Source organism: Nocardia sp. NPDC052566 (genome assembly GCF_044547285.1).
Lineage (GTDB): Bacteria > Actinomycetota > Actinomycetes > Mycobacteriales > Mycobacteriaceae > Nocardia.
Genome location: NZ_JBIUAF010000003.1, coordinates 543,885 through 569,333, shown reverse-complemented (window position 1 = coordinate 569,333; position 25,449 = coordinate 543,885). Strand labels below are relative to the sequence as shown.

The window sequence follows — 25,449 nt, the reverse complement described above, 5'->3', positions numbered from 1 at the left end:
TACAGCAATGGCCTGTGTCCACTAATGAAACACAGGCCATTGCTACACACTTCTGACGCACCCAGCCCCGCACGGTGCTCGTCTTACGAGCGCCGTTCGCGGCGCCGAAGGCGCTGCGAAATCAATTCGCGTTCAGCAGGTCGATCACGAAGACCAGGGTCTTGCCGGACAGGTGGTGACCGCCACCGGCCTCGCCGTAGGCCAGCTTCGGCGGGATGGTCAGCTGACGACGACCGCCGACCTTCATCCCGGGGATGCCGTCCTGCCAGCCCTGGATCAGGCCGCGCAGCGGGAAGGTGATGGATTCGCCGCGATCCCACGACGAGTCGAACTGCTCACCGGAATCGAATTCGACACCGACGTAGTGCACCTCGACAGTGCCGCCAGGCACGGCTTCCTTGCCCTCGCCGACGGTGAGGTCCTTGATCACCAGTTCGGTGGGCGCTGGCCCGTCCTGAAAATCGATCTGCGGCTTGGTCATTCGGCTATCCCCTTCGATAGGTGGATGGTTGGTGGATCAGCGGTTGTTGATTTCGCGGTAATCGCGCGCGCCGTAACCGGTGTAGATCTGGCGCGGACGGCCGATCTTCAGCGGCTCGCTGTGCATTTCACGCCAGTGCGCGATCCAGCCCGGGAGCCTGCCCATCGCGAAGAGCACGGTGAACATGCGGGTCGGGAAGCCCATGGCCCGGTAGATGACGCCGGTGTAGAAGTCGACGTTCGGGTACAGGCGGCGCTCGATGAAGTACTCGTCGGTGAGCGCGGCCTCTTCGAGCGCCTGGGCGATATCGAAGAGCTGGTCGTCACCGCCGAGCTTGTGCAGGATGGCGTCGGCGTGCTTCTTGGCGATGGACGCGCGCGGGTCGTAGTTGCGGTAGACGCGGTGCCCGAAGCCCATGAGCTTCACACCGTCTTCCTTGTTCTTGACCTTGCGGATGAACTCCTTGACATCGCCACCGCTGGCCTTGATGTCGTCGAGCATCTCGAGCACGGCCTGGTTGGCGCCGCCGTGCAGCGGGCCCCACAGCGCGTTGATGCCGCCGGAGACCGAGGTGAACAGGTTGGCGTCCGAGGAGCCGACCAGGCGCACGGTCGAGGTGGAGCAGTTCTGCTCGTGATCGGCGTGCAGGATGAGCAGCATGTCGAGCGCCGCGGCGACCTCGGGGTCGACCTCGTAGGGCTCGGCCGGGAAGCCGAAGGTCATCCGCAGGAAGTTCTCCACCAGCGACAGCGAGTTGTCCGGGTAGAGGAAGGGCTGGCCGACCGACTTCTTGTACGAGTAGGCCGCGATGGTCGGCAGCTTCGCCAGTAGTCGGATGGTCGATAGCTCGACCTGCTCCGGATCGCGCGGGTCGAGCGAGTCCTGGTAGTACGCGGACAGCGCGTTCACGGCGCTGGAGAGCACCGGCATCGGGTGCGCGTTGCGCGGGAAGCCGTCGAAGAAGCGCTTCAGATCCTCGTGCAGCAGCGTGTGCCTGCGGATCCGGTCGGTGAAGTCGTCGAGCTGGGCCTGGGTCGGCAGCTCGCCGTAGATCAGCAGGTAGCTGACCTCGATGAAGGTCGAGGTGCCCGCGAGCTGATCGATCGGGTAGCCGCGGTAGCGCAGGATGCCCGCTTCGCCATCAATGTAGGTAATGGCGGACTTGGTCGGCGCTGTGTTCATGAAGCCGGGGTCGTACGTGACGTAGCCGGTGCTGGCCAGCAGCTTCCCGAGCTCGATCCCGTCGTTGCCCTCGGCGGCCTTGGTGACCGTCATGGGGAACTCGCCGCCGGGGTAGGTGAGTACCGGCTTGGCGTCGTCGTCGACGTTCGTGATGTTCTCAGCGGGCACGGAAGGATCCCTCTCAGGCTAGAACCGTAGGCATCGCACGCGGTCAGCGGTCGACGCACTTGTACTCAACGGTAGATGTTCACCGACACGGTCTGGCACGGAGGGTAGCCCTCGGCCGGCTCACAATCCGGTCTCACCTCGGGTGAGGCCCTCCGTCCTTGTTGTCGGTATCGCCGTGATCACTGTGTCTGATTTGCGGCACTCCCGGCGCCCTCCGTGGTTACGCTCCGCTGCCTCCTCCGGGCGCAACGCTCGCGCCGCGGGGAACCATTTCGGCACGTGCGCGGCCCACTGTGTAGCGCACGAACATGGGGAAAGCGAGCGCCGCGAGCGCCACGCCGATCACCACGAGTACACCGCCTCCGGCCGCAGCAACAGCAGTACCCAGGCTCGCCGCCGCGAAACCGTGGGCAACATCACCGAGACGCGGCCCACCTGCGACAACCACGATGAACACGCCCTGCAGCCTGCCGCGCATCTCGTCGGTGGCCACCTGCTGCAACATGGTCACCCGCAGCGCCGCCGAGATCATGTCGACCGCGCCGCCGAAGGCCGAGCAGGCGAACGCGATCCAGAGCCCGGCGCCGAGCCCGAGGCCGTGTCCGGTGCGGCCGACGGCGAGCCCGAAACCGACCATCGCAAGGCCCCACAGTGTGATGCAGATCAGCACGGCGAGACCTTGGCGGCGAATGCGCGGTATCCAGCCGGAGAACACCCCGCCGAGCACCGCGCCCGCCGACATCGAGGCGAACAGCAGGCCGAGCGCGAAACCGCCGGTGGCCGGATCGCCGAAGGTCTCGTGCGCGATCTGCGGGAACAGCGCCCTCGGGAAGCCGAACACCATGGCGATCACGTCGACGGCGAAGGAGGCGAGCAGGATTCGCTGGGTCGCCAGGTAGGCGAAGCCGTCGAGCACCGTGCGCAGGCCCGCCTTGCGCGCCGTGCCGGTCGGCGGCAGCGCAGGCAGCCGCCACACCGCCCACAGCGTCGCGAGCAGGGCGATGGCATCGAGGAGATAGAGCGTCGGCAGGCCGATGACCGGAATCAGTACACCGGCGAGCATCGGCCCCGCGATGGCGCCGACCTGGAAGACCGTCATGCTGAGCGAATTGGCCGCGACCAGTTGATCTTCCGGCAGCAGCCGGGGAATGGTCGCGCTGCGTGTGGGATTGTTCACGGCGAAGAACGCCTGCTGCACCGCGAGCAGGCAGAGCACCAGCCACGCATTGCCGATGCCTGCGGCCGCCTGCACCCAGAACGCCAGCGCGGTGAGACCGGTGCCCGCGCTGGTGATCAGCAGCAGTTTGCGCCGGTCCATCACGTCGGCGAGCGCGCCGCCCCACAGGCCGAACACGATCAGCGGCACCAGCCCGAACAGCCCGGCCAGCCCGACATAGCCGGAGCTGCCGGTGATCTCGTAGATCTGCTGCGGTACCGCGACGACCGAGAGCTGCGCCCCGATCATGGTGACGATCCCTGAGGTCCACAGGCGCCGGTAGTGCGGGTGGCGCAGCGGGGTCACGTCGGCGAGCAGTCTCACCGGCAGCAGCGTATCCAGTTACATCCTATGAATCGAGCGCGAATTCTCAGGGCTGCAGGCGTTCGGCCTTCATCGTCGCACCATCGATGCGCACCCTGATCCGGTTGTGCAGCCTGCCGCGGCGGCCCTGCCAGAACTCCACCTCGTCCGGGCGCAGCAGGTAGCCGCCCCAGTGCGGCGGCACCGGAATCTCGTCGACCTCGGCGAACTGCGCGGTGGTCTCGGCGAGCATCCGGTCCAGTTCGGCGCGCGAGCCGATCGGCCGCGACTGCTGCGAGGCCCAGGCGCCGAGCTGTGAATCCCGCGGCCGGGAGCGCCAGTACAGGGTGGTGGTCTCCAGCGGCACCTCCTCGACCGGGCCGCGCAGATGCACCTGCCTGCCGAGCGCGGGCCAGACGAAGGTGGCCGCCGCGAACGGCACCGCGGCCAGCTGGGTCCCCTTGGCCGAGTCGTAGTTGGTGTAGAAGGTCACACCGTCGGGTGAGAGCCCCTTGCACAGCACGGTGCGCGCCACCGGGCGCGGCGTTCCGCTCGCCAGTGACACGGTGGCCACCACCATGGCGTTGGGCTCGGCGACACCGACGGCGGTCGCCTGCTCGATCCAGTGGCGTAGCAACGGTTCCCAACCGCCGGCCAGCCATGCCTCGTCCAGGTCGGTGTCCTCACCGTTGCCGAACGGATTGCCGGCATAGTCGGCCCGCATGGCGGCGAGATCGGTGCTGAAAGCCGGGTCGGCGGTTTCCTGACCGGCAGGTGAATTGTCCAGGTCACGCATGGGGCAAACGTTACTCCGCGGTAGCAAGGAGCTAAGGTTTTGATGATCGGCATGTGCTCGTGCGGAGCGAAAACCTCGACAACGAGAACAAGCCTTTGCGAGCGACCTGCAATTGCAAGGAGAGTCACAACATGACTACGAGCCCTGTGGCGCCCGGTACACCAGCCACCGTGCCCAGCGATTTCGTCAGCGGTCTCGAGGGCGTGGTGGCGTTCACCACCGATATCGCCGAACCGGACAAGGACGGCGGCGCACTGCGCTACCGCGGCGTCGACATCGAGGATCTGGTCGGCGGCCGCGTGACCTTCGGTGACGTGTGGGCACTGCTCGTCGACGGCGAATTCGGCCGTGGCCTACCGCCCGCCGAGCCGTTCCCGCTGCCCGTGCACACCGGTGACGTGCGCGTCGACGTGCAGGCAGGCCTCGCCATGCTCGCCCCGATCTGGGGCTACCAGCCGCTGCTCGACATCGACGACGAGGAAGCACGCGAAAACCTCGCGCGCGCCTCGGTGATGGCCCTGTCCTATGTGGCGCAGTCCGCGCGCGGCATCTACCAGCCCGCGGTGCCGCAGCGCAAGATCGACGAGTGCACCACGGTCACCGAGCGGTTCATGACCCGCTGGAAGGGTGACCCCGACCCCAAGCACACCGAGGCCATCGACGCCTACTGGGTCTCCGCCGCCGAGCACGGCATGAACGCCTCCACCTTCACCGCCCGCGTCATCGCCTCCACCGGCGCCGATGTGGCCGCCTCGCTGTCCGGCGCGATCGGCGCCATGTCCGGCCCGCTGCACGGCGGCGCGCCCGCCCGCGTGCTGCCGATGATCGAGGCCGTCGAAAAGTCCGGCGACGCACGGGCTCTGGTCAAGGGCATCCTGGACCGCAAGGAAAAGCTGATGGGCTTCGGGCACCGGGTGTACCGGGCCGAGGACCCGCGCGCCCGCGTGCTGCGCGCCACCGCCAAGCGACTCGACGCGCCGCGCTACGAGGTGGCCGCCGCGCTGGAGCAGGCCGCACTCGCCGAGCTGCGTGAGCGTCGTCCCGACCGCGCCATCGAGACCAATGTCGAGTTCTGGGCCGCGGTGATCCTCGACTTCGCCGAAGTACCGGCGCACATGATGCCCGCGATGTTCACCTGTGGCCGCACCGCTGGCTGGTGTGCGCACATTCTCGAGCAGAAGCAGCTGGGCAAGCTGGTGCGCCCGGCCGCGATCTACACCGGGCCGGGCCCGCGCAAGCCCGAAGAGGTCGCGGGCTGGAGCAGCGTCCACCACGCCTGATCCCCAGTCGAACACGACGCGAGAAGCTCCGCCTGGAAAGGCGGGGCTTCTCGCGTAATATCCGGGAAACGCTGAAAGAGGGCTGACCCGGAAATGCTGGATAGACAGATGTCGCGCCGCGGACTGTTCGGCGCCGCGGTGCTCGCCGCCGGTGTGGCGGCCACCGGATGTGCTGCCGCCCACGGAGAAACGAATACCCCCGACAAGCCCGCCGGACCGCCGAATACCCCGAAGGCGGCGCCGGTCTCCGAAACGATGACGCCGCCCGGCGGTCCCGCGGCCGTGGCGGCCAGGCACGCGGCCGAGCAGCCGCAGCTGTGGGGCACCGAAATGCGGGGCATCACAAGCACTTTCGCGGCCAATGGCAAGCAGATGGCACTCACCTTCGACGCCTGCGGCGGACCGGGCAACAGCGATATGGACCAGTCGCTGGTGGATTTCCTCACCGTGCAGCAGATTCCGGCCACGCTGTTCGTCAACAAGCGCTGGGTCGACGCGAATCCGGCGCGGGTGGCCCAGCTCGCCGGTAACCCGCTGTTCGAATTGGCCAATCACGGTGTCGCACACAAGCCACTGTCCGTCACCGGCCGATCCGCTTATGGAATCGCCGGAACCGGTTCGGCGCAGGAGGCCGTCGACGAGGTGTGGGCAAACCACGAGCGGCTGACCCAATTGACCGGCAAACCGCCACGCTTCTTCCGCGCGGGCACCGCGCATTACGACGAGGTCGCCGTCGCGATCGTCAACGAATTGGGCGAAACCCCGGTCGGTTTCAGCATCAACGCCGATTTCGGCGCCACCGCGAGTTCGACGCAGGTGCAGAAGTCGATGAATGCCGCGGCGCCCGGGGCGATCTCACTCGCCCACTTCCACCGCCCGCAATCGGGCACCGGCGCGGGCATGATCGCCGTACTGCCGACCCTGCGCGCCGCGGGGTTCACGTTCGTGCACCTGTAGCCGCTATTCCTCGCCCAGCGACGCCGCCCAATCCACAGCGACGGATTCGCCGCGGTCGACGGTGAAGAACGCGACCTCGAGGTGCTGACCGAGATCGACGAGGCCGATCGCGGCGAGCGGGACCGGTTGGACGATGCGCACCCGCCACGGTTTCGGCTCGTCCCACGCGCGCAATTCGAGGTCGAGGCGGAGCACCGGATCGTCGCGGCCGGAGTAATCGGTGGCGACCGGCGTCGCGGCGAGCACGGTGGCGTCGGCGCGGCGACCGTCGGCGAGGATCTTCGCGATGCTGGCCCGGCCCGCCTCCTCGATATCGGGTACATAGAGCACCAGCCGGTCGCGGTCGCCGGGGTCGACGCGGCAGCACACCACATCTCCCGGCTGCATCCACTCCAGATCCGCCTCGAGCACGCGCTGGCGTACCCGGACCTCGTAGGGCTCCTGGCCATGAATGTGCACCTGGACCCAGAAGTCGTGCCCCGGTTCGTTGCGCCGCGGCCGCGCGGTCAAGATCGTCGCGGAGCCGAGCACGCCGCGAATCAGCAACTCGCGCCTGGCGTCATCGGAAATCGCCGGTGCGCGCAGTCCGAGAGTTCGCCTACCACGCAGTCGCCATCCCGAGTTGGCCGCCGAGTTCATGGGTGCACACGTTAGCTGGAGTGTGGTCGGGGACACAGCAATACCACCTACTACCCTGTGTGCCATGACCACTGCCTTCCCGACCATTCCCGACGATCTCAAGCCCGCCGATGGTCGATTCGGCTGTGGCCCGTCCAAGGTGCGACCGGAACAGCTGCAGTCCCTGGTGACTGTCGGCGCGTCGGTGTTCGGCACCTCGCATCGGCAGAAGCCGGTCAAGGACGTGGTCGCGCGCGTCCGCAGCGGCCTGCGCGAACTGTTCGCGCTCCCCGACGGTTACGAGGTCGTGCTCGGCAACGGCGGCACCACCGCGTTCTGGGACGCCGCCGCGTTCGGCCTGATCCGCGAGCGCTCGCTGCACCTGACCAACGGCGAGTTCTCCAGCAAGTTCGCCTCGGTGGCCAAGGGCAACCCGTTCATCGGCGATCCGATCGTGGTCTCGGCCGAGCCGGGCAGCGCGCCGGTGCCGGTGTCGGATCCGTCGGCCGACCTCATCGGCTGGGCGCACAACGAAACCTCCACCGGTGTCGCGATTCCCGTGCAGCGCCCGGCGGGTTCGGAGCACGCGCTGATCGCCATCGACGCCACCTCCGGCGCGGGCGGCCTGCCGGTGAACATCGCCGACGCCGACGTCTACTACTTCGCGCCGCAGAAGTGCTTCGCCGCCGACGGCGGCCTGTGGATCGCGCTGATGAGCCCGGCCGCGCTGGCCCGCGTCGAGGAGATCAAGTCCTCGGGCCGCTGGACCCCGGAGTTCCTCTCGCTGCCGATCGCGATCGACAACAGCACCAAGGACCAGACCTACAACACCCCGGCACTGGCCACCCTGCTGCTGTTCGCCGACCAGATCGAGTGGCTCAACGGCAACGGCGGCCTGGACTGGGCGGTCAAGCGCACCCTCGACTCGTCGTCGCGGCTCTACGCCTGGGCCGAGTCCAGCGAGTTCGCCACCCCGTACGTCACCGATCCCGCGCACCGCTCGCAGGTCGTCGGCACCATCGACTTCGCCGACTCGGTCGACGCGGCCGCGGTGGCGAAGGTGCTGCGCGCCAACGGAATCGTCGACACCGAGCCCTACCGCAAGCTCGGCCGCAACCAGCTGCGCGTCGGCATGTTCCCGGCCATCGATCCGGAAGATGTCACCCAGCTGACCCGCTCGATCGACTGGGTCGTCAACAAGCTCGGCTGAATCTCTTTGTAGCCCAAGGGCCCGTCTGATCCGCCGTCGCGGAAATCAGGCGGGCCCTTTGGCGTATCTCGTCGGGTAGCCTCGTAAGTCCAGGCGTCTCGCGAACGTCTGGCAAATCGGACAGCTCAAAGTGAATAGAGCAGATTAGCGGGATGTGAGAGGCTGTTGGTTGATTTTGGCCCCGCGTGTCTTGCCACATGGTTCCCGCGAGTGCACTACTGTTTCGGAAAGTGGGCGGTGTCGCGAGCCGACGCGATAAGGAGGTAACGGTGCGTGAACTTCGAGTGATCGGGGTGACGCCCGACTCCACGCACATCGTGTGCATCGACACCGAGTCCGGTCAGAAGTATCGGCTGCCCGCCGACGACAAGCTTCGAGCCGCTGCACGCGGAGACCTTGCCCGATTCGGCCAGATTGAGATCGAAATGGAAGCAACTATGCGTCCCCGCGATATTCAGGCCCGTATCCGCGCAGGCGCGTCCGTAGAGCAGGTCACCGAGGAATCCGGCATGCCGGCGAGCCGGGTGGAGCGTTTCGCCTACCCCGTGCTGCTGGAGCGGGCGCGCGCCGCCGAACTCGCGCAGAAAGCCCACCCGGTGCGGCCCGACGGCCCCGCGGTGGAGACCCTCATCGATATCGTCACCGCCGCCTTCACCGAACGCGGGCACACGCTCGAGAACGCCGAGTGGGATGCCTGGAAGGACGAAAAAGGCTACTGGGTCGCGCAGTTGCAGTGGCAGAACGGCCGTTCCGAGATCGCCGCGCACTGGCGCTACCAGCCCGACGCGCACGGCGGCTCGGTGTCGCCGCTCGACGATCCCGCCTCGGATCTGATCGATCCCGACTTCGGCCGCGCGCTGCGCGGGCTCGCCACCATCCTGCCCGCCGCACCGGCCGAGGCCGCCGCGCCCGTACCAGCGCCGGAGCCACCGGTGGTCGAGCCACGTCCCGCGGCGCCCGCCCGTACCACGGGCAGGCAGAGCCAGCCGACCCTGGACGAGTACTACGAACAGCGCGCAGTCGCCGGTGGCACCGCCGCCGCCGTCCCGGCCGCGACCAGCCCGACCGCGATCCCGGCCGCTCCGGCGCCCGCCGCGGCGACGGCGAGCACCACGACGGCACCGGCCGCGAGCACCCCCACCCCGGCGCCCGCACCAGCACCCGCGGCGCCCGCCGCCTCGGCCTCGACCCCGGCCGCGCCGGAAGAGAACACCAAGCCGGGCAACGGAAAAGCCGCACCGGCCAAGCCCGCGCGCAACAAGCGCGGCAAGGCGCCCATGCCGTCCTGGGAGGACGTGCTACTCGGGGTCCGTAGCTCGGGCCACTGAGTTTGCTGCAGCGGCCACATCGGTTGCTGAGGGCTGGGGATCGGCGAATTTCTGAGTCCCGCTGGCGTGTTCGCGGGCCGAACACACGCCGTTGGCCGCACAGTGCGGGTAGATTTTTCGGTGTGTCGTCGACTTGGGCGTCGGCGTCGGGCAGTTCGCGGTAGCTGGGAGTTGTTCGGTACACACCGGGAGTTGCTCGAAGTTCGCGGAGCTGTTTCGTGCAACCATCGGGAGGTGCCGGAAATGCTGTCGAAAGCCTCGTCCCTCTGGTACGTCGACGCAACCGACCCGCTCGCGATCCTGCGCGCCAACCACGACCCCGATCCGGATGCCGCACTCGCGCTGGCCAGGCAACTGCACGCCGACCGCGATGTCGTGCCGATCATGGTCGGCACGCTCGGCGGCTGCGCTGGCCCGGAAACCGACGAGGTCTACATCGGCTGCTATCCCGGGGTGACCGTGGTGTGCTCGGCCGAGGCGTCGCTGATCCGTCCCACCGAGCTGCCGGAACTGCTTGTCCGCCCGCTCGCCTCCGAGCACACCTATCTGGTCTCCTTCGACGCCGCGCTCGGCTGGGGCGCGTTCGCGCATTGGGAGCGTGGCGAATTCCGTCGCGCGTTCAGTTCCAGCCGGGTGAACATCCTCGAGGACGAAGGCCTGCCGCTGGTCTGGGAGCGGCCGTACTGGGCGGGCGACCATCCGGTGCACTGGCAGGCGGGGGAACTCCCTGATCCGCAGTCGCTGCCGTTCGATCCGCCCGATTTCGCCGATGCCGCCAACAACGAATGGCTCGGATTCCATTACCGCGCACCGGCCGCCGACGGCGCGCTGATCCCGCGCGACATCTCGGTGTGCGGATTCACGCTGTACCCCAAGGGGCAGGCGCCCGACCCGGCGACGCTCGCACCGCCACCGGACGAGAGCGAGGCGGAGGCGGGTCGCAAACGCGGGCTGCTGCGCTGGCTGCGCGGCCGCGATCGCGTGTCCTAGAAGAGCACGCCGAGCAGCAGCACCAGCCAGCCGAGCAGCACGCCCACCGCGATACCGGCGGCAACCCAGCGCGTCACCGGCGTGGTGCGCCAGCGCCACAGCGTCGGCGCCGCGCCGCCCGCCGCAACGAGATTCACCACGATCGAGAGCAGCGTCCCGAACCTCTCGACCTGCGCCAGCGCCGAACCGAAGCCGTAAACGGCCAGCGCGGCGAGCAGCGCCACCATGATCGCCACCAGCAGGCCGCCGCCCCACGGCGTCGGATCCCGATCCGGCTGCGACCGCGGATACGAACCGTCCGGCAGATAGCCGCCCGTCACGACAGCCGCACTCGTTCGTAGAAGGCCATCGCCGCCGCGGTGGCCACATTCAGTGAGTCGGTGCCCGCCGACATCGGAATCCGTGCGCGAATATCGGTGGCGCGCATGGCTTCTTCGGTCAGCCCCGGGCCTTCCGCGCCGAGCAGCAGCGCCACCCGTTCCCCCGTCATCGCCGTGGCCAGGTTCACCGCCGCCGGGTTCGGCGTCAGCGCGATGATCTGAAATCCTTTGCGCCGCAGTATATCCAACCCGCTGGGCCACTCCGGTATCGACGCGAACGGCACCCGAAGCACATGCCCCATGGATACGCGCACGGCACGCCGGTACAGCGGGTCGGCGCAGCGATCACCGAACAGCACCGCCTCGGCGCCGAGCCCGGCGGCATTGCGGAACATCGAACCCAGGTTCTCGTGATCGTTGACGCCCTCCAGCACCGCGACGGTGCGCGCCTTCTCGGTCACCTCGTCCAGGCTCAGCTCCTCGGGCCGCCGCGCCACCGCGAGTACACCGCGATTCAAATGGAAGCCGACCACCTCCGCCATCACCTCGGCGGAGGCCCGATAGAACGGCACGTCGACACCGGCCAGATCCTCGGCCAACTCCTCGTACCGCTTGGCCACACCGAGCAGCGCGCTCGGCGCGAACCGCGAATCCAGCATGCGCCGGACCACGATCACGCCCTCGGCGATCACCAGCCCTTTGCGTCCCGGCAGATCCGGACGTCGATCCGCGTGCTTGAGATCGCGAAAGTCGTCGACGCGCGGATCGGCGACATCGTCGATATCGATCACCTCGGCCACGGGGTCTATCCTGCCGGGCACCCCGGCCCCTCGAAATTCGGGTGCGGGAAGGGGCGAATTCGTGGGATCGTCCGGGCATGACGCTGGGATCGGGCATCACCATTCGATCGGCAGAGAAATCGGACGACGAGGGGATTCGGCTGCTCGTCGAGACCTCGTTCGGCTTCCGGCACAACGAGCGGCAGCTGAAGCGGGGGCCGTTGATCTTCCCGCCGGAGGAGGCGATCGTCGCGGTCGACGGTGAGCGGGTCGTCGGCAACGTGCGGTCGCGGACGATGACGGTGACCGTGCCCGGCGAGCGGACGGTGGAGGCGACCGGTATCGCCGCGGTCGGCGTGGCGCCGACGCATCGGCGGCGCGGCATCCTGCGGGCCATGTACACCGAACAGCATCGGCGCACCGAGGAAGCCGGGCTGCCGCTGACCATCTTCACCGCGAGCGAGGGCGGTATCTACGGCCGGTTCGGCTACGGGCCGGCGGTGCGCGAGAACTCGGTGAGCATCGATCGGCGCTTCGCCCAATTCCGGCCGACCACGCCGGATCCCGGCGGCGTCGAGCTGGTACCGCTGGCGCGGGCGGAGGGTCGGCTCGAGCCGCTCTACGATCGGTGGCGGCGCTTGGTGCCCGGTGCGCAGGTGCGCCCGAAGGCGTGGTGGGGCAGCATCTTCGACGCGGCGCCGCAGCCCGACGGCAATACCCCGTTCGCGCTGGTACATCCGGACGGGTACGCGCTCTACCGCCATCACTACAACGATTCGGTCGCCTCGGTCGAGGTCATCGAATTCCGTGCGGTGACCACCGAGGCCCACGCGGCCCTGTGGCGCACGCTGTTCGGGCTCGACCTCGTCCAGCGCGTCGACGCCGTCATCGGCGACAACAACCCACTCCCCTACCTGCTGACCAACCCGCGCCTGGTCCGCACCACCCAGCGCGAGGACGGCCTGTGGGCCCGCCTCATGGACGTCCCCGCCGCCCTCGCCGCCCGCACCTACCGCCGCGACCTGGATGTCGTTCTCGCCGTGACGGATCCGTTCCGCGCAGCGGGCGGCACGTTCGCCCTCCGCGTCCGCGACGGCATCGCCGAGTGCGAGCCGACCACGCGCTCCGTCGACGTCGAACTCGGCATCGACGTGCTCGGCAGCATGTACCTCGGCGCCTACCCCGCCCGAGCCTTCGCCGCGGCGAACCGATTGCAGGTCAAGGACGCCGCCCACCTGCGCGCACTGGACGACGCCTTCGCCTCGGACCGCGACGCGGTACTCGGCTGGTTCTTCTGAGCGGCCACAAGATCATCAGGAACTGAGGTAACTGCCCTCTCGCACGGTACTTACATCAGTTCCTGATGATCGGCTGTCCAAGTCTGTATCGGCGTGTCCGGGGCGGCATGGCGGTGGTTGTCGGTGGTGGAAGTCGGGGGAAACCCTGATGCCGGGATACCGGGTGGGCTGGCATCCTGTGGTCATGAAGCCGATTCAGTTGATCCTGAACGTGTTGTGGCTGGTGTTCGTCGGGTTTTGGATGGCGCTGGGCTACATCCTCGCGGGGGTCATCTGCTGTGTTCTGATCATCACCATTCCGTGGGGGATCGCGTCGTTCCGTATCGCGGCGTACGTGCTGTGGCCGTTCGGGCGGACCACCGTCGAGAAGCCGAGCGCGGGCGTCGGCTCGCTGCTCGGGAATGTCATCTGGTTCATCGTCGCGGGCTGGTGGCTCGCGCTCGGGCATCTGCTCACCAGCATTCCGCTGTTCCTGTCGATCATCGGGATCCCGTTCGGGTGGGCCAATCTCAAGCTGATTCCGGTGTCGTTGTTCCCGCTCGGGCGCGAGATCGTCGACAGTGACCAGCCGTTCGGTGCGCGCTACGGGGCCTGATGACCGGGCGATGATCAAAAAATGATGCCAGGACGTAAATGTTCGATCTGCCGCTACCGATGAACCGGTTGGTTCGCTGTCACGAACCGAAACCTCATCCGAGTAGGACAGATTCAGCATGAACGCAATCTCCAGGCTCGCCGTCGGCACATTGCTGACCGGTGCGGCGCTGCTGTCGATCACTCCCGCCTATGCCGCCCCCGAGAACACCGGCTCCTCCGGCGGAACACCGTCGGCGCCCACCGAGACCACCCCCGCGAAACCAGCCCTCGCGCTGCCGCCCGCGCCCGACGGGAGCTCCGATCCCCTCGGCTCGTCCAGCGGCACCAACTCCGGAAAGTGCTCCGGATGGGTGAGTTTCGAGGGTTCGTTCACCGCGTCCACGTCCCTGACCGCGAAGGTCTGGGGCGACAAGGTCGAATCCGAGAAGCACGCCTTCGACTTCGGCGGGTACCTCGACGGCGCCGAGAACGCGCCGGCGATCGGGACCCGAGGCGGTAAATGGATCATCTACCGCTCCAACAAGTTCGACCTTGCCGTCCCCTACGTGAAGGGCGCGGGGCTGTACCTGCACAAGAACGACACCACGGCGTTCCCCGAATGGGACAAGCTCTGCGACTACTGAGCGACTACTCCGATTCGGCGACGATCTGCTTCATGATCCCGACGGCGCGGGTGAGCACGACGAGCTGATCGTCGGTCAGACCGGACAGCTGATCGGTCATCCATGCCTCGCGCGCGCTGGTCTCGTCGTCGATCAGCGCGCGCCCCGCCTCGGACAGGGAGACGATGATCTGCCTGCCGTCCGTTGGGTGCGGTTTGCGCTCGACCAGCGCCATATCGGACAGCGAGGCGATGACCCTGGTCATCGATGGCGGCTGGACCCGCTCCTTGGCGGCCAGCGCACCCGGCGTCATCGCGCCCTCACGGGCCAAGGTGGCCAGGGCGGAGAGCTGGGTCAGCGAGATCTGCGAGTCGGCGCGGCGGCCCCGCAGATGGCGCGTCAGCCGAACCACCGCCAGCGAGAGCTCGCCGGCGAGGGCTCGAACATCCGATGGCGTTGTCACAGTGGGAGACGATACGGGACACGCCGCCCGCGGGGTGCAGGTTGGCACAGCTACTCCCAAGCATTGCGAGTTAGGCTGCTCCGGTGAGTGAGAACGTGCCCCAGATCCCGCCGCGATTCACCGATCCGCGGCCGGTACTCGCGGTCGGCAGCGCACTCTGGCTGATTGCCACGGTCGTGGTGTTCGCCGCGGGCGACCGCTGGGCATCGGCGCGTCCGGTGTGCCTGATGGGCCTGGTCGTCGGCGTGCTCGCGCTCGGCATCTTCCTCGTCCAGCGCCGCGCCGCGCGCCGCGGCGACAAGGGCGCCCAGACCGGGCTCTAGCCCACGTCGAATTCCGTTGTGGTGCCGGTGAACGGGTGCAGCGCGCCGTCGGGGGTCAGACTGTCCGCGTAGTGCCGGAGGCGGTAGCGGCCCGGTGCCGCGTCAACGGGAATGTCCCAGGTGAAGCGGGCCACCGATTCGGCAGCGCCGCGTTTGCTCCAGTGGAAGCGCACGGCCCATTCACCCTCGTTGGCCACCCGGATCCAATCACCGGAACCGTTGCGCCGCTGCACCTCCAGGAAGGTGCCGTTGCGGCGCGGATTGTGTTTCGGGTGGGCGGAGACGAATTCGGCGGCCACCTGCGCACCGCGCGGGTAGGCGGGGGCGGGCTGGATGAGCACGTCGCCGAAGTCGCGGCCCGGTGGTGTGGCGTCCGGACCCGGTGCGGGCTGGAAGTTGGGCTGCAGGTGCGACACATCGCGCGGCGCCGGACCGCGCGGCACCTGCTGGCGCGCCACGAAAGCCGCTGCCAAGCGGGTGAATTCCTGCTGATACGCGCACAGGGTGTAGCGGCCGAACAAGGTGGAGCCGCCCTCGTACTGCTGCGAATCGTATTCCTCTGGGGTGGCGACGTATTCGTGGTAGGCGTTCGCGTACCCCTGCATCAGCACCCGCTCGAGCGGCACGCCGAGGGCGGCCGCGACGGCGCGGCGGACGCGCAGCCCGGACACGATGGTGAATTCCGCACCGGCACAGGCCAGATACAGCTCACCGATGCGGACGAGCTGGATCGGCACCACATTCGGCACCCATGGCACCGGCGGCAGCAGGCCGAGCGGCGCCACGATCGCCTTGGGCGCCTGGGCATCCGCGAGCCAGGCGGGCGCGGGCCGGTTCGGGTCGCCCAGCGCGTCGATGAACGGGTTGCGGACACCCTCCGGAATCGGGATGCCCGGTAAACCGGGCCCGTCCTCGACGCTGCCCGCGATCAGCGAGACGCCGGCGGCGGCGGGCGCGGTATGCCTCGGCTGCCCGTCCGGGGTGAACCGGCCGTCGACCGCGATATCGGCCAGGTCGATGTAGCACAGCATGGCGTCGACCGGGCCGCTCAGCGAGCGTGCCTGGGCGAGTGCGTCTTTCGAGGCGCGGTACTGGCGCTCACCGATGATCCTGGTGTTGTCGAACTCGTCCTCGGTCGGGCCGGAGCCGGGGCGCAGATTCAGGTTCGGCGACAGGTCGCCCGCATTGGTCTGCGCGAACGCGGCGATGAAATCCGGTGCGCCGTCGAGATATCGGGCGCCGTGCTCGATGTGTTCATAGGAAAAGGCGGCGTATCCCTTGTTATCCGCGCTGATCAACCGGTTCTGATTGGTCATCGAAGTGTTGTGGGTGGCGAACCAGGTGATGGCGCCTGCCGGTTTGCCACCCTTGACGAACGAAAGCACCGTCACCGCGGGATCGATGGCATCCGGAAAGACTTGTTTGTCCGCATCGGGATTGCGCTCGAACGCAATTCGGGATCGATTCACGCTGGCGTCGTGCAGTTCGCCGTGGCCGAGCGCGAGCGAGCCGGGGCCGAGGTCGGCGTCCGCGGCGACGATCGCCTCGACGATCCCGTTGACCTCCGCGTCGTAAACCTGTTGCTGGAAGCCGAGAATCGACAGGTTGTAGGCGTAGTCGTTGCTGGAACCACCGCAGGTCGCGTGCGAATGCGTCGAGGTGAGCAGCACGTTCTGCTCGGTGTAGCGGTCACCGAAGCGGCGCGCGAGCTCGAGCAGTACGCCGCGGTGCACGGATTGGAAGATCATGCCGTTCTCGGCCACCGCGAACACGATGCGCCGGTTCGAATCGTCGATGATGAACGCGCGGGCGCGCGGGCGCAGGTGGATGCCCGCGGTCTGCTGTTCGAGCTGGGAGTAGCCCATCATCCCGCATTCGGCGGCGGGACCGGTGATATCGGAGATGCCGATACCGATCAGGTAGCCGCTCTGGGCCGCGGCGGCCGGGCCCGCGGCCAGTGTCGTCGCGCCGAGCGTCGTCGCGGCGGCCAGCGTGGCAGAGCCCGCCACGGTCCCCGCCAGAACGACTCTGCGTGACATCGGCATCCGCGTACTCCCTTCGATCTGATGGCAGCGAACCACACAACTGGTCATCCGTCCAGTCCAGCATTTTCGGTCCCGCGAATTGACTGTTCGCGCCGCGAGCGCTTAACTCGCTGAGGTGTCCTCCCGATTGAGCGTCGAAGAACGACGGGCCCACCTTATCGAGGCCGCGATTGGTCTTGCCGAAAAAAAGGGCGTGGCGGGCGTGACCACGCGCGATGTCGCTCAGGCGGCAGGCGTTTCGCTCGGTGTGGTGCATTACTGTTTCGAAAACAAGGACGCGCTGATGACCGAGCTGGTCAAAGCGTTGTCGATGGAATTACGCGATTCCGTCGACGCCAATGAAACGGTATGGCAAGACGTCGGAAGTGGAAAAGAAGCGCTTCAAAAATTGATACGTTCCGGATTGGAACTGATGTGGCTCAACATCGAAGCCACACCGGAACGCCAACTACTCACCTACGAAACGACGACCTACGCGCTGCGCGAGGGCGAACAGACGCCGGCGAAACTCGCCATCGCCCGCGAGCAGTACGCGTTCAACGACACCACCGTCGCCGACATCCTCGACCATGCGCGCGACGCGACCGCCAACCAGTGGTCGGTGCCGGTGCAGACGCTGAGCCGGTTCACCCTCAACGTGATCGACGGTGTCGTGCTGCGCTGGCTGGTGGACAACGACAGTGAGAAGGTCCGCGCACAACTGGATCTGCTCAGCGAGATGGTGGCGAACTACGCGGTGTAGCCCGGTGCGTGGGGTGCGGCGACATGGGTCGTCGTGCCCTCGCGCCAGTACGGGACGGCGATCGTCGCCTCCCATGCGCCACGCAGCCGCACCCGAAGCTCGGTGTGCAGCACCAGTTCCCCCTCCTGCGGCGGCAGGCCCCAGAGTCGCCGCAGCACCACGGCGATCGGCTCGGCCGTCCAGGAACCGCGGCGGCCGGTGCTGAGCACCTCCGCGGTGACCTGTTCGGAAACCAGCGGCAGATCGAGCAGGGTGGCCAGCGCGGGCGCGTGCTCGACATCGCCGAACACGAGGCGGTCCGGTGGGAGCGCGAGACCGAACCACGGCCGATCGAGCACGAGCGCGTCGGCGGCATCGACCACCGCACCCGAGAGTGCGCGCACCTTGTCGGGCAGCTCCAGCGCGGTCAGATCGAGATGGTCGGCGGCGACCGCGGCGGCCAGCCTGGCATTGACGCGGGAAACCACCTCGGGCTCGGGCATTCTCGCGGGATCGGCGAGCGCGTCGAGCAGTGCGGCGGCCAGGTCCTGGGTGATCCCCGCCGGATTCGCCAGCACCGCGCGCAATGCGTCGACATCACCTCGGGTGAGCCCGGCGACCGCGAATTCCGGGAGCAAGCCCGCGAATTCGGCGTCGGCGGGATGGCGATAGTGACCGAGCGGGATGCCGTCCAGCCTGGCATGCCTGCGCAGCCACCACGCGGTGTAGCCGTCCGGATCGGTGAGCAGGCGCCGGGTGCGCGGCTCGAAAGCCAAGTAGCGCAGCGCCTGTGGCCAGGCGGCGTCGTCGACCAGATCGAGGTCGCGCACGGCGGTCAGCTCCGGCGGATCCGCGGACAGGCTCGACCACCATGCGTCCTCGTCGTCCAGATCATGATCCGGACCGGTCGGATCGGATTCGACGACGACGCCGAAATCCCAGCCGACACCCACCGCGCGCAGCGCGTCCTCGCCGTAGCGGTCGACCAGCTCCGGATCGGCGGTGCCGAACGGCGAATCCGCGACGAGCAGATCGGCCAGCGGCGCGTCGGGCAGCAGCAGTTCGTCGGCGGGCCTCGAATCCCCTGCGGTATCCGGCAATTCGAGCAAACCGAGCCAGGACGGCAGCGCGGCCGGATCGACGTGCGCGGCCAGCCGCAGCACCGCGTCGGCGGTATCCGGATCCCCCGGATTGTCCTCGAGCTCGGCGTGCAACGCGGGATCGCTCAGCAGATCCACGGCGGCGGCCGAACGCGCACCGAGCCTGGCCAGCAGCGGATGCGTGGCCTCCGGATGCACCAGCCGCGCCCAGTGCACCGGAATCGCCTCGGCCAGTTGATCATCCAGCACCACCGTGCGCGGCCCGGTCACCAGCCGTCCATCGGCCAGCGGAACCGCAAGCGCGCCAAGCTCTTCGGCCGCCAGCGGATCGACCACGAACGGCTCCAACGCCTCGTACAGCTCCCGCCACCACGAGGGCGGCCGCTCCAGCCCACCCGAAAGCTCCGCCAACCGCGCCAGCCCGAGCCGGTGCACATCCAGCACCCCGAGCGCCTCCCCCTGCGCCCGCCCCGCCAGCTCCGGCACCACCAACGGCCCGACCACGTCGTCGAGCAGCGCGGCCAATTCCGCTGTGAGCCCGGTGAATACGCTCGCCCGAGTAGGCACGGCAACAGCATCGGCAACAGCACCCCGCCGCACCGGCACACCGGAACCGCCCGACCACGGATCGAGCGTTTCATCGACCGACGCGCCGACCACGGACGGCTCCGCCTGCGGCGGGATATCCGAAGGACCTGACACGGCACCGGCACGCTCGGCGAACGAATCGCCCAGCTCGCCCGAGTCCACAGTTCCGGGACCGGGCTGCGCCTCGGCACCTCGCGCGGTGGACTCGACCGACTCACCGAGATCAGCCACCCCGACGCGGGCCTGAGCCTCGACGCCATGGACAACCGAATCATCCAACCAGCCATGATCTTCCGACGCTTCAGCCAGCGGTCGGTGGTCATCGGCGAGCGGATCCACCTCGTCGGCGACGCGTGCGCCCGTTCGAGCTGGGCGCGGGGCGACTACGGGGAGCCAGGGGTTGGTTTGGAGTTCGCGGATCAGGGCTTCGCGGAGGAGGCCGTCGGCTTCGCTGCGGGCGAAGGCAGGGGGTGGGACCAGGACCAGGCGGTCGCGGGGCGGGAGGGCGGCGGCGAAATCGGCGTAGCCGGTGGCCAATTCGGTGAGGCGGGCGCCGGGGAGCAGGCGGCGGCGGTCGGGCTGCATGGCGATGTCGGCGATCAGCAGTGCGGGCAGCGACAGCTCCTCGTCGGAGCGGGTCGGGGCGCGCAGGACATCGGGGGCCGTTGGTACCGGTCTGCCGTCGCGGATCGGCAGGAGCCAGCGGGCGCGCTCGGTGCGGAATTGCCACCAGATCCGCTGGTGCGCATGCGGTCCGCCAATTCGCAGTTCCTGTAGGCCAGGCTGTTCGGTATCGATGAGTTCGCTGGTGAACTCGTCGTCGCCGATGCGGATGCCGTGCAGCGCGGGAAGTTCAAGCAGCAGGTCGGCGGCTTCCGCACGCATCGCCTCTAGCAGCGCGGCCGCGTCGATGTCATCGCGCAGATGCAGGACGACCTCGGTGTCCGCGCCATTCGTCGGCGGCGTGTCCACCGGCCAGGCGAGGCGCAGTACCGGTGGCACGAAATCCCCCGCGCCGGACGCGCTGCCCTGGGTGTCGATCGCGTTGTCGCGCAGTGCATCCCGGGTCAGCTGCGCGGAGAACCGCAGACCGCCGGTGATCGAGCGGATCTCGAGCTCGTCGGCCACCGAGCGGACGGCGGTGAACCCGACGCCGAATCGGCCGACCGTGGCCGCCGGATCCGCCTTCCCCGAGGCGCGCAGCGCGGTCAGCGCGTGCACGCCGGGAAGATCCAGCGGCGCACCGGTATTCGCGATGGACAAGGTCCCGCCGTCGAGCCGCACCGACACCCGGCCGGGACTCCCCGCCTTGGCGGCGGCGTCGGCCGCGTTCTGAGCGAGCTCGGTCAGCAGCCGATCCCGGTAGCCCGCGCGCACCAGATCCGCCTCGGTGGCCGCGTCCTCCCGCAACCGCGTCGGCGAATCACGCCATGCGGCAACAACAGCCGCTCGCAGCCCCGAGGTGCCGAACGGATCGGCCCCCGCACTCAGCTCTGCGGCGATGACTCGAACCCCGGCCGAACCTCGGAACCCGACCCCTGCGCCGCCTGCGGTGCAGCGTCCGCATTCGACCCCGAGTGGGCATCAGCACCCGCGCCGGTGGTGTCCTCGGCATCCGACTCGACCGCGGGTGCCTGCGACTCGGCGTCGATCGGCTCTGCGGCCGGTGCGGACTCAGCGATCGCGCCGTTCGTCGTCGCGGCACCGGAAATGTCGGCGGCCGAACTCGATTCGGCAACATCGACGACCACCGCGGAGTCCACGGCGATCGTCTCGGCCACGGCCTCGCCTGATTCGAAGGCCTCGGCGCGCACCGCGGACTCGGTAACCCTGATGGCGTCGGCGACCTCGGTATCAGCGGCGGTCACGGCACTTTCCGCGACCACGACACCCTCCATGACCGCGGCACCTTCAGCGACCTCGGTGCCAGTGGCAACCTCGGCGCTTTCAGCGACCACTGCCTCCGCGACAGCCGACGCGGCCGCGGCCGCTTCGGTAGTAGCCGGGCGCAGCTCGTCCGCGGGGATCATCTCGACGGCGGCGTCGTCGTATGCCTCGTACAGCGGGGAGCCGCCGCCGGTGGGGGCGACGACGTCGGAGTGGGCGCCGCAGCCGTAGGTGGTGTGGACGACGCGGCCGTCGGCGCCCATGGCGTTGCCGCAGACGCCGAAGGCGGCGCGCAGTGCACCGGCGAGTGGCAGGTAGAAGCCGCAGAGGCCGCAGGTGGACGGCGCCGCCTTGGCCATATCGGTGTCGGGTCCGAATTCGGTGTACCAGCGCTCGGCGGCCTCTTCCCTGCCTTCAAGGCTGAGGACCTTGGGGCGGCCGAGGCCGATCTCCAACGCGACCTCGTCGACGGCCGGGTCGCCGCTCGCGACGTAGCCGGGCACCAGGCGCGGATCGTTGGGCGGCGGCGCGAGCAGATCGCCCGGCGCGAGATCGCCGGGGCGTACGCGCTGATCCCACGGCACGAAGTCGGGCGCGATCAACGCGTCAGGGCCGGGCAGCAAGGCCGACTCGCTGACCGTCGCGTAGTCGGCGCCGGGCGGCGCCGCCACCACGACGGCCCACTGCCAGCCGCGGTAGCCGGGCAGCGTGGCCTCGAACCGGTGGGTTGCCGCGCTCTCGTTCTCGGCGCTGACGCCGAGGTGCGCGCCGACTGCTGCGGGCTCCAGCTCCAGGAGCGCACGGCGGGCAACGTCGACGGCATCGGCCAGGATCGGCCTGACGCCGGACTCCGAAACAGAAACTGCGCTCACGGCCTACATTTTGCCGTATGGAACGCAATCGGCGTTCGTTGGCCGCCATTGTCCTGGTCAGCCTGCTCGCCACGGGCGGGTGTGCGGCCGGGGACAACGCGACGCCACGGATGAAGATCGAGATCGTCGGCACCAGGCCGCACGACCCGAGCGCCTTCACCCAGGGCCTGGAAATCGACGGCACCTGGCTCTATGAGAGCACCGGGCTGGTCGGCGAGTCGACGCTGCGGATGACCGACCTCGGCACCGGAGCTGAGCGGGCGCGAATCGAAGTACCGCCGCCCTTTTTCGCCGAGGGCGCGACACGCGCGGGCGACACGCTGTGGCAGCTCACCTGGCAAGAGCATGTCGCGTTCGCCAGGGATCCGGTCACCCTCGCCGAAAAGGCACGCGCCGGTTTCGACGGCGAGGGGTGGGGGCTGTGCGCGCAACCGGGCAGGCTGGTGATGAGCGACGGCTCCGACACGCTGACCTTCCGCGATCCGGTCACCTTCGCGCCGACCGGTTCGGTCCGGCTGACCAGCAGGCGTCAGGCGCGCCTCAACGAACTCGATTGCGCCGCGGACGGTTCGGTGTACGCGAATTCCTGGCCGACCGACGACATCCTGCGCATCGACCCGAACACCGGCGACGTGCTCGCGGTGATCGATGCCGCGGGCCTGCTGCCGCCGCAGGAGCGCCTGCGGACCGACGCGCTCAACGGCATCGCCCAGCTACCCGGCACCGACCGCTTCCTGATCACCGGCAAACGCTGGCCGACCCTCTTCGAAGTCCGTTTCGTCCCCGCGTAGACCTGGCGGTAGCGCGAGCTAGGTCACGTCGATCGGCCCGACCTGGAGCGTCGATGAACGCCGCCGATCGTTGTGCGCGAGAATTGACGGGTGACTACTCCTCGCGAACCCTCCGGTCCCGACCGTGATCGGTGGGATGGCGAAGAGGCTCCTCCGATCCAGCGGCACCCCGGTTTCGATCGCTATCCGCCACCGAACGCGCCGGTGCAACGCCCGCGCCGCGAGCACCGGCAACCGGCGCCTTCGGAGTCCGAAACCCGCCGCCTACCCGGGCCGCGCCGCGAGCCGCAGCCATCCGATCGCAAACCTCCCGAGACCCGCCGCCTGCCGATCGGCGATCCGGATCTTCCCGCCGACGAGGCGACACCCCAAGCCCCGCAGAAGGTTCCGCGCAAGCTGACGGTCACCAGGGTGGCCGCGATGCGCGGCCGCCAGCTCACCGAGCGCGGCATCGCCACCTTCCAGCGCGCGGCCAAAGCGGACGGTGCGGACAAATCCGGCCTCACCGCGCTGACCTACGCGACCATGGCGAATTTCGCGCTCGACGCGTCGATCGCGGTGGCACTGGCCAATACGCTGTTCTTCGCCAGCGCGACCGCGGAGAGCAAATCGAAGGTCGCGTTGTATCTGCTGATCACCATCGCGCCGTTCGCGGTGATCGCCCCGCTGATCGGACCGCTGCTCGACCGGCTGCAGCGCGGCCGCAGGCTGGCACTGGCGACCTCGTTCGCGGTGCGCGCGGTGCTCGCGGTGGTGCTGATCATGGCCTTCGACACCTGGGCGTTGTATCCGCTCGCGCTCGGCATGATGATCGGCAGTAAATCGTTCTCGGTGCTGAAGAGCGCGGTGACGCCACGGGTGTTGCCGCCGGAGATCGATCTGGTGCGCACCAATTCGCGCCTGACGGTGTTCGGCCTGGTCGGCGGCACCATCGGCGCGGGCGCCGTCGCCGCGGCCGCGGCGGCGATCGCCGGTTCGACCGGCGCGCTGGTGTTCGCCACGCTGATCGCGGTCGGCGGCACCTATCTGAGCCTGCGCATCCCGCGCTGGGTCGAGGTCACCGAGGGCGAGGTGCCCGCCACCCTCGGCTATCACGGAGCGCACGAGGGCACCGAAATACTGCATCCCGGCGAGGAATCCGCGGTACCGCCGCGCAAGCGCAGGCAGCCGCTCGGCCGCGAGGTGGTCACCGGACTGTGGGGCAACAGCGCCATCCGAGTGCTCACCGGCTTCCTCACCTTCTACGTGGCCTTCGTGGCCAAGGCGACCGAGCACCGCCCGGTGCAGCAGGCGGCCATGCTCGGCGTGGTCGGTGTCGCCGCCGCCGTCGGCAACTTCGCGGGCAACGCGTCCGGCGCGCGGATCAAACTGGGCAGGCCGTCGCTGATCGTGCTCGGCTGCACCGCCGCGTGCGCGCTGGTCGCCCTGTTCGCGGTGTTCGCGGACAACCTGCTCGGCGCCGCGCTGGCCACACTGGTCGCCGCGGGCGCGAGCGCACTGGCGAAGGTCTCGCTCGACGCCTCGATCCAGGACGACCTGCCCCCGGAGTCGATCGCCTCCGGCTTCGGCCGCTCGGAAACCGTGCTGCAGCTCAGCTGGGTGGTCGGCGGCGCGGCGGGCGTGCTGCTGCCGACCGACTATTGGAAGGGATTCGCCGTCGTATCGGCGATACTCATCCTCGGGCTGATCCAGACATTCGTCAGCTACCGCGGTCACTCCCTGCTGCCGGGCCTGGGCGGCAACCGCCCGCAGCACGCGGAACAGGAAGTGCCGCACCCCGATCACGCGCCGCGCCGCAGCGCACCGCAACCCGGTGGCGATACCACCAGGCTCCAACGAGGGACAGGAGATCCCATCTGGTGAAAACGCTCAACGCCCGCACGATCGTCGCGCTCGTGGTGGCCGCACTGGTGGTGGCGACCGTGGCCTTCATCGGCGTACTGACGGTGCTGATCCGCAATGCCGACGAACCACCGGTGAAGATCACCGCGTACGCGCACGGCAAGTCGGTCACCGTGGCGCCCTTCACCTATTGCGCGGTGTCGATGGCCGATTGCCGGGTGCTGCCCGCGGGCAACGCGGCCCAGGGCACCGTATTCGCCACACTGCCCTGTGCACAGGACACACCGGACTGCCACACCGGCGAGATCGCGAACCTCGAAGTGCCCGTTGGCTATCCGCTACAGCTGTCGCTACCGAAGAAGGTCGCCGACGCGCCGTGGCTGGCCCAGCTGGTCTACATGCAGCGCAACGGTGATCGGGTCGACCGCGTCATCAGCCGCAACGACTACCCCGCGGGCACACTGGCCCTCACCATCGAATCGCAGCCGGAACCGGAGCTGCGACTCATCGGCGTCGAGTTCCAGCTGCCGATTCTGGCGCGCGACGAGACCGGGCGGGAGTTCTTCTTCCCGCACGCGAGCTGGTCGATCAACACGTATTGATTGGCCGCGCCTGCGGCGCGGCGTGTTCGCGGCCCCCTGGTGTCTCGCGTTCGGCCGGTCGAGACTCGCGCCTACGGCGCATGCGCTTCG

Annotated in this window: 24 protein-coding genes; 13 read left to right on the top strand and 11 right to left on the bottom strand. The window is 68.7% G+C overall.

Translation table 11 applies throughout. The features are described 5' to 3' along the window. Positions 1-121: 121 nt before the first annotated feature. The 4 genes from ACIG5A_RS16830 to pdxH form a co-directional block, all read right to left on the bottom strand. On the bottom strand, positions 122-481 hold the full coding sequence (locus ACIG5A_RS16830; RefSeq protein ID WP_397241112.1) for an FKBP-type peptidyl-prolyl cis-trans isomerase: 360 nt from the start codon (positions 479-481) through the stop codon (positions 122-124). A 36-nt stretch (positions 482-517) separates the two neighbouring features. Further along, positions 518-1,831 carry a citrate synthase gene (locus tag ACIG5A_RS16825; RefSeq protein WP_397241111.1) on the bottom strand — a complete coding sequence of 438 codons (1,314 nt, stop codon included), beginning with the start codon at positions 1,829-1,831 and terminating at the stop codon, positions 518-520. A gap of 220 nt (positions 1,832-2,051) precedes the next feature. Next, complete coding sequence (locus tag ACIG5A_RS16820) at positions 2,052-3,371, bottom strand: MFS transporter (RefSeq protein WP_397241110.1); 1,320 nt, start codon at positions 3,369-3,371, stop codon at positions 2,052-2,054. Between the two features lie 46 nt (positions 3,372-3,417). Beyond that, a complete protein-coding gene (gene pdxH, locus ACIG5A_RS16815) occupies positions 3,418-4,146 on the bottom strand; it encodes a pyridoxamine 5'-phosphate oxidase (protein WP_397241109.1) in 729 nt (242 codons plus the stop codon). A 131-nt stretch (positions 4,147-4,277) separates the two neighbouring features. On the opposite strand from pdxH, the gene ACIG5A_RS16810 reads away from it, so the two are divergent. Then, positions 4,278-5,426 carry a citrate synthase 2 gene (locus ACIG5A_RS16810; RefSeq protein WP_397241108.1) on the top strand — a complete coding sequence of 383 codons (1,149 nt, stop codon included), beginning with the start codon at positions 4,278-4,280 and terminating at the stop codon, positions 5,424-5,426. Positions 5,427-5,534: 108 nt separating this feature from the next. Next, positions 5,535-6,383: a polysaccharide deacetylase family protein gene (locus tag ACIG5A_RS16805; protein WP_397241107.1), complete on the top strand. Its 849-nt coding sequence runs from the start codon at positions 5,535-5,537 to the stop codon at positions 6,381-6,383. A 3-nt stretch (positions 6,384-6,386) separates the two neighbouring features. Here ACIG5A_RS16805 and ACIG5A_RS16800 read toward each other — a convergent pair whose 3' ends face one another. After that, positions 6,387-7,022 carry a hypothetical protein gene (locus tag ACIG5A_RS16800; protein WP_397241106.1) on the bottom strand — a complete coding sequence of 212 codons (636 nt, stop codon included), beginning with the start codon at positions 7,020-7,022 and terminating at the stop codon, positions 6,387-6,389. A gap of 64 nt (positions 7,023-7,086) precedes the next feature. Here ACIG5A_RS16800 and serC point away from each other — a divergent pair, with 64 nt between their 5' ends. From serC to ACIG5A_RS16785, 3 genes are all read left to right on the top strand, one after another. Next, positions 7,087-8,211, top strand: a complete 1,125-nt coding sequence (serC, locus tag ACIG5A_RS16795; RefSeq protein ID WP_397241105.1) for a phosphoserine transaminase — start codon at positions 7,087-7,089, stop codon at positions 8,209-8,211. Between the two features lie 269 nt (positions 8,212-8,480). Further along, positions 8,481-9,539, top strand: coding sequence for a septation protein SepH (sepH, locus tag ACIG5A_RS16790; RefSeq protein WP_397241103.1), 1,059 nt, complete (start codon positions 8,481-8,483; stop codon positions 9,537-9,539). Positions 9,540-9,782: 243 nt separating this feature from the next. Continuing rightward, complete coding sequence (locus tag ACIG5A_RS16785) at positions 9,783-10,529, top strand: DUF6928 family protein (protein ID WP_397241102.1); 747 nt, start codon at positions 9,783-9,785, stop codon at positions 10,527-10,529. Here ACIG5A_RS16785 and ACIG5A_RS16780 read toward each other — a convergent pair. Further along, positions 10,526-10,849 (bottom strand): DUF2537 domain-containing protein, encoded by a 324-nt coding sequence (locus ACIG5A_RS16780; protein ID WP_397241101.1) that lies wholly within the window; start codon positions 10,847-10,849, stop codon positions 10,526-10,528. The genes ACIG5A_RS16785 and ACIG5A_RS16780 overlap by 4 nt on opposite strands. Further along, positions 10,846-11,649 carry a TrmH family RNA methyltransferase gene (locus ACIG5A_RS16775; RefSeq protein WP_397241100.1) on the bottom strand — a complete coding sequence of 268 codons (804 nt, stop codon included), beginning with the start codon at positions 11,647-11,649 and terminating at the stop codon, positions 10,846-10,848. Before ACIG5A_RS16775 ends, ACIG5A_RS16780 begins: the two co-directional genes overlap by 4 nt. Before the next feature lie 77 nt (positions 11,650-11,726). Here ACIG5A_RS16775 and ACIG5A_RS16770 point away from each other — a divergent pair, with 77 nt between their 5' ends. The 3 genes from ACIG5A_RS16770 to ACIG5A_RS16760 all read left to right on the top strand — a co-directional run bounded on the left by ACIG5A_RS16770 (position 11,727) and on the right by ACIG5A_RS16760 (position 14,146). Further along, the gene (locus tag ACIG5A_RS16770) at positions 11,727-12,926 is read left to right on the top strand and encodes a GNAT family N-acetyltransferase (RefSeq protein ID WP_397241099.1); all 1,200 of its coding nucleotides are present in this window, start codon (positions 11,727-11,729) and stop codon (positions 12,924-12,926) included. A 184-nt stretch (positions 12,927-13,110) separates the two neighbouring features. Further along, the gene (locus ACIG5A_RS16765) at positions 13,111-13,521 is read left to right on the top strand and encodes a YccF domain-containing protein (RefSeq protein ID WP_397241098.1); all 411 of its coding nucleotides are present in this window, start codon (positions 13,111-13,113) and stop codon (positions 13,519-13,521) included. Positions 13,522-13,639: 118 nt separating this feature from the next. After that, a complete protein-coding gene (locus ACIG5A_RS16760) occupies positions 13,640-14,146 on the top strand; it encodes a hypothetical protein (RefSeq protein ID WP_397241097.1) in 507 nt (168 codons plus the stop codon). A 4-nt stretch (positions 14,147-14,150) separates the two neighbouring features. Here ACIG5A_RS16760 and ACIG5A_RS16755 read toward each other — a convergent pair whose 3' ends face one another. Beyond that, positions 14,151-14,588 carry a MarR family winged helix-turn-helix transcriptional regulator gene (locus tag ACIG5A_RS16755; protein WP_397241096.1) on the bottom strand — a complete coding sequence of 146 codons (438 nt, stop codon included), beginning with the start codon at positions 14,586-14,588 and terminating at the stop codon, positions 14,151-14,153. 83 nt (positions 14,589-14,671) lie between these two features. On the opposite strand from ACIG5A_RS16755, the gene ACIG5A_RS16750 reads away from it, so the two are divergent. Beyond that, complete coding sequence (locus ACIG5A_RS16750; RefSeq protein ID WP_397241095.1) at positions 14,672-14,911, top strand: DUF2530 domain-containing protein; 240 nt, start codon at positions 14,672-14,674, stop codon at positions 14,909-14,911. On the opposite strand, the gene ACIG5A_RS16745 is transcribed toward ACIG5A_RS16750, so the two are convergent. Next, positions 14,908-16,956, bottom strand: a complete 2,049-nt coding sequence (locus ACIG5A_RS16745) for a neutral/alkaline ceramidase (RefSeq protein ID WP_397241094.1) — start codon at positions 16,954-16,956, stop codon at positions 14,908-14,910. The two genes, ACIG5A_RS16750 and ACIG5A_RS16745, sit on opposite strands and share 4 nt — an antisense overlap. Positions 16,957-17,083: 127 nt before the next feature. On the opposite strand from ACIG5A_RS16745, the gene ACIG5A_RS16740 reads away from it, so the two are divergent. Next, positions 17,084-17,698, top strand: a complete 615-nt coding sequence (locus ACIG5A_RS16740) for a TetR/AcrR family transcriptional regulator (RefSeq protein WP_397241093.1) — start codon at positions 17,084-17,086, stop codon at positions 17,696-17,698. Here ACIG5A_RS16740 and ACIG5A_RS16735 read toward each other — a convergent pair. Further along, positions 17,686-20,775, bottom strand: coding sequence for a sacsin N-terminal ATP-binding-like domain-containing protein (locus ACIG5A_RS16735; RefSeq protein ID WP_397241092.1), 3,090 nt, complete (start codon positions 20,773-20,775; stop codon positions 17,686-17,688). The two genes, ACIG5A_RS16740 and ACIG5A_RS16735, sit on opposite strands and share 13 nt — an antisense overlap. A 77-nt stretch (positions 20,776-20,852) precedes the next feature. Next, on the bottom strand, positions 20,853-22,124 hold the full coding sequence (locus ACIG5A_RS16730; RefSeq protein ID WP_397241091.1) for a DUF3027 domain-containing protein: 1,272 nt from the start codon (positions 22,122-22,124) through the stop codon (positions 20,853-20,855). A 17-nt stretch (positions 22,125-22,141) separates the two neighbouring features. Between ACIG5A_RS16730 and ACIG5A_RS16725 the strand changes: the two genes are divergently transcribed. The 3 genes from ACIG5A_RS16725 to ACIG5A_RS16715 all read left to right on the top strand — a co-directional run bounded on the left by ACIG5A_RS16725 (position 22,142) and on the right by ACIG5A_RS16715 (position 25,359). Then, complete coding sequence (locus ACIG5A_RS16725; RefSeq protein WP_397241090.1) at positions 22,142-22,915, top strand: glutaminyl-peptide cyclotransferase; 774 nt, start codon at positions 22,142-22,144, stop codon at positions 22,913-22,915. 90 nt (positions 22,916-23,005) lie between these two features. After that, a complete protein-coding gene (locus ACIG5A_RS16720) occupies positions 23,006-24,778 on the top strand; it encodes an MFS transporter (RefSeq protein WP_397241089.1) in 1,773 nt (590 codons plus the stop codon). Further along, the gene (locus ACIG5A_RS16715) at positions 24,775-25,359 is read left to right on the top strand and encodes a DUF2771 domain-containing protein (protein ID WP_397241088.1); all 585 of its coding nucleotides are present in this window, start codon (positions 24,775-24,777) and stop codon (positions 25,357-25,359) included. The genes ACIG5A_RS16720 and ACIG5A_RS16715 overlap by 4 nt, the downstream gene beginning before the upstream one ends. Positions 25,360-25,449 lie beyond the last annotated feature (90 nt).

What these genes read in the sequence shown, in the direction of transcription:
- ACIG5A_RS16830 (WP_397241112.1), bottom strand. Translation starts at nt 481, where the DNA reads ATGACCAAGCCGCAGATCGATTTTCAGGACGGGCCAGCGCCCACCGAA.
- pdxH (WP_397241109.1), bottom strand. Translation starts at nt 4,146, where the DNA reads ATGCGTGACCTGGACAATTCACCTGCCGGTCAGGAAACCGCCGACCCG.
- ACIG5A_RS16810 (WP_397241108.1), top strand. Translation starts at nt 4,278, where the DNA reads ATGACTACGAGCCCTGTGGCGCCCGGTACACCAGCCACCGTGCCCAGC.
- ACIG5A_RS16805 (WP_397241107.1), top strand. Translation starts at nt 5,535, where the DNA reads ATGTCGCGCCGCGGACTGTTCGGCGCCGCGGTGCTCGCCGCCGGTGTG.
- ACIG5A_RS16800 (WP_397241106.1), bottom strand. Translation starts at nt 7,022, where the DNA reads ATGAACTCGGCGGCCAACTCGGGATGGCGACTGCGTGGTAGGCGAACT.
- serC (WP_397241105.1), top strand. Translation starts at nt 7,087, where the DNA reads ATGACCACTGCCTTCCCGACCATTCCCGACGATCTCAAGCCCGCCGAT.
- ACIG5A_RS16785 (WP_397241102.1), top strand. Translation starts at nt 9,783, where the DNA reads ATGCTGTCGAAAGCCTCGTCCCTCTGGTACGTCGACGCAACCGACCCG.
- ACIG5A_RS16770 (WP_397241099.1), top strand. Translation starts at nt 11,727, where the DNA reads ATGACGCTGGGATCGGGCATCACCATTCGATCGGCAGAGAAATCGGAC.
- ACIG5A_RS16765 (WP_397241098.1), top strand. Translation starts at nt 13,111, where the DNA reads ATGAAGCCGATTCAGTTGATCCTGAACGTGTTGTGGCTGGTGTTCGTC.
- ACIG5A_RS16760 (WP_397241097.1), top strand. Translation starts at nt 13,640, where the DNA reads ATGAACGCAATCTCCAGGCTCGCCGTCGGCACATTGCTGACCGGTGCG.
- ACIG5A_RS16745 (WP_397241094.1), bottom strand. Translation starts at nt 16,956, where the DNA reads ATGCCGATGTCACGCAGAGTCGTTCTGGCGGGGACCGTGGCGGGCTCT.
- ACIG5A_RS16725 (WP_397241090.1), top strand. Translation starts at nt 22,142, where the DNA reads ATGGAACGCAATCGGCGTTCGTTGGCCGCCATTGTCCTGGTCAGCCTG.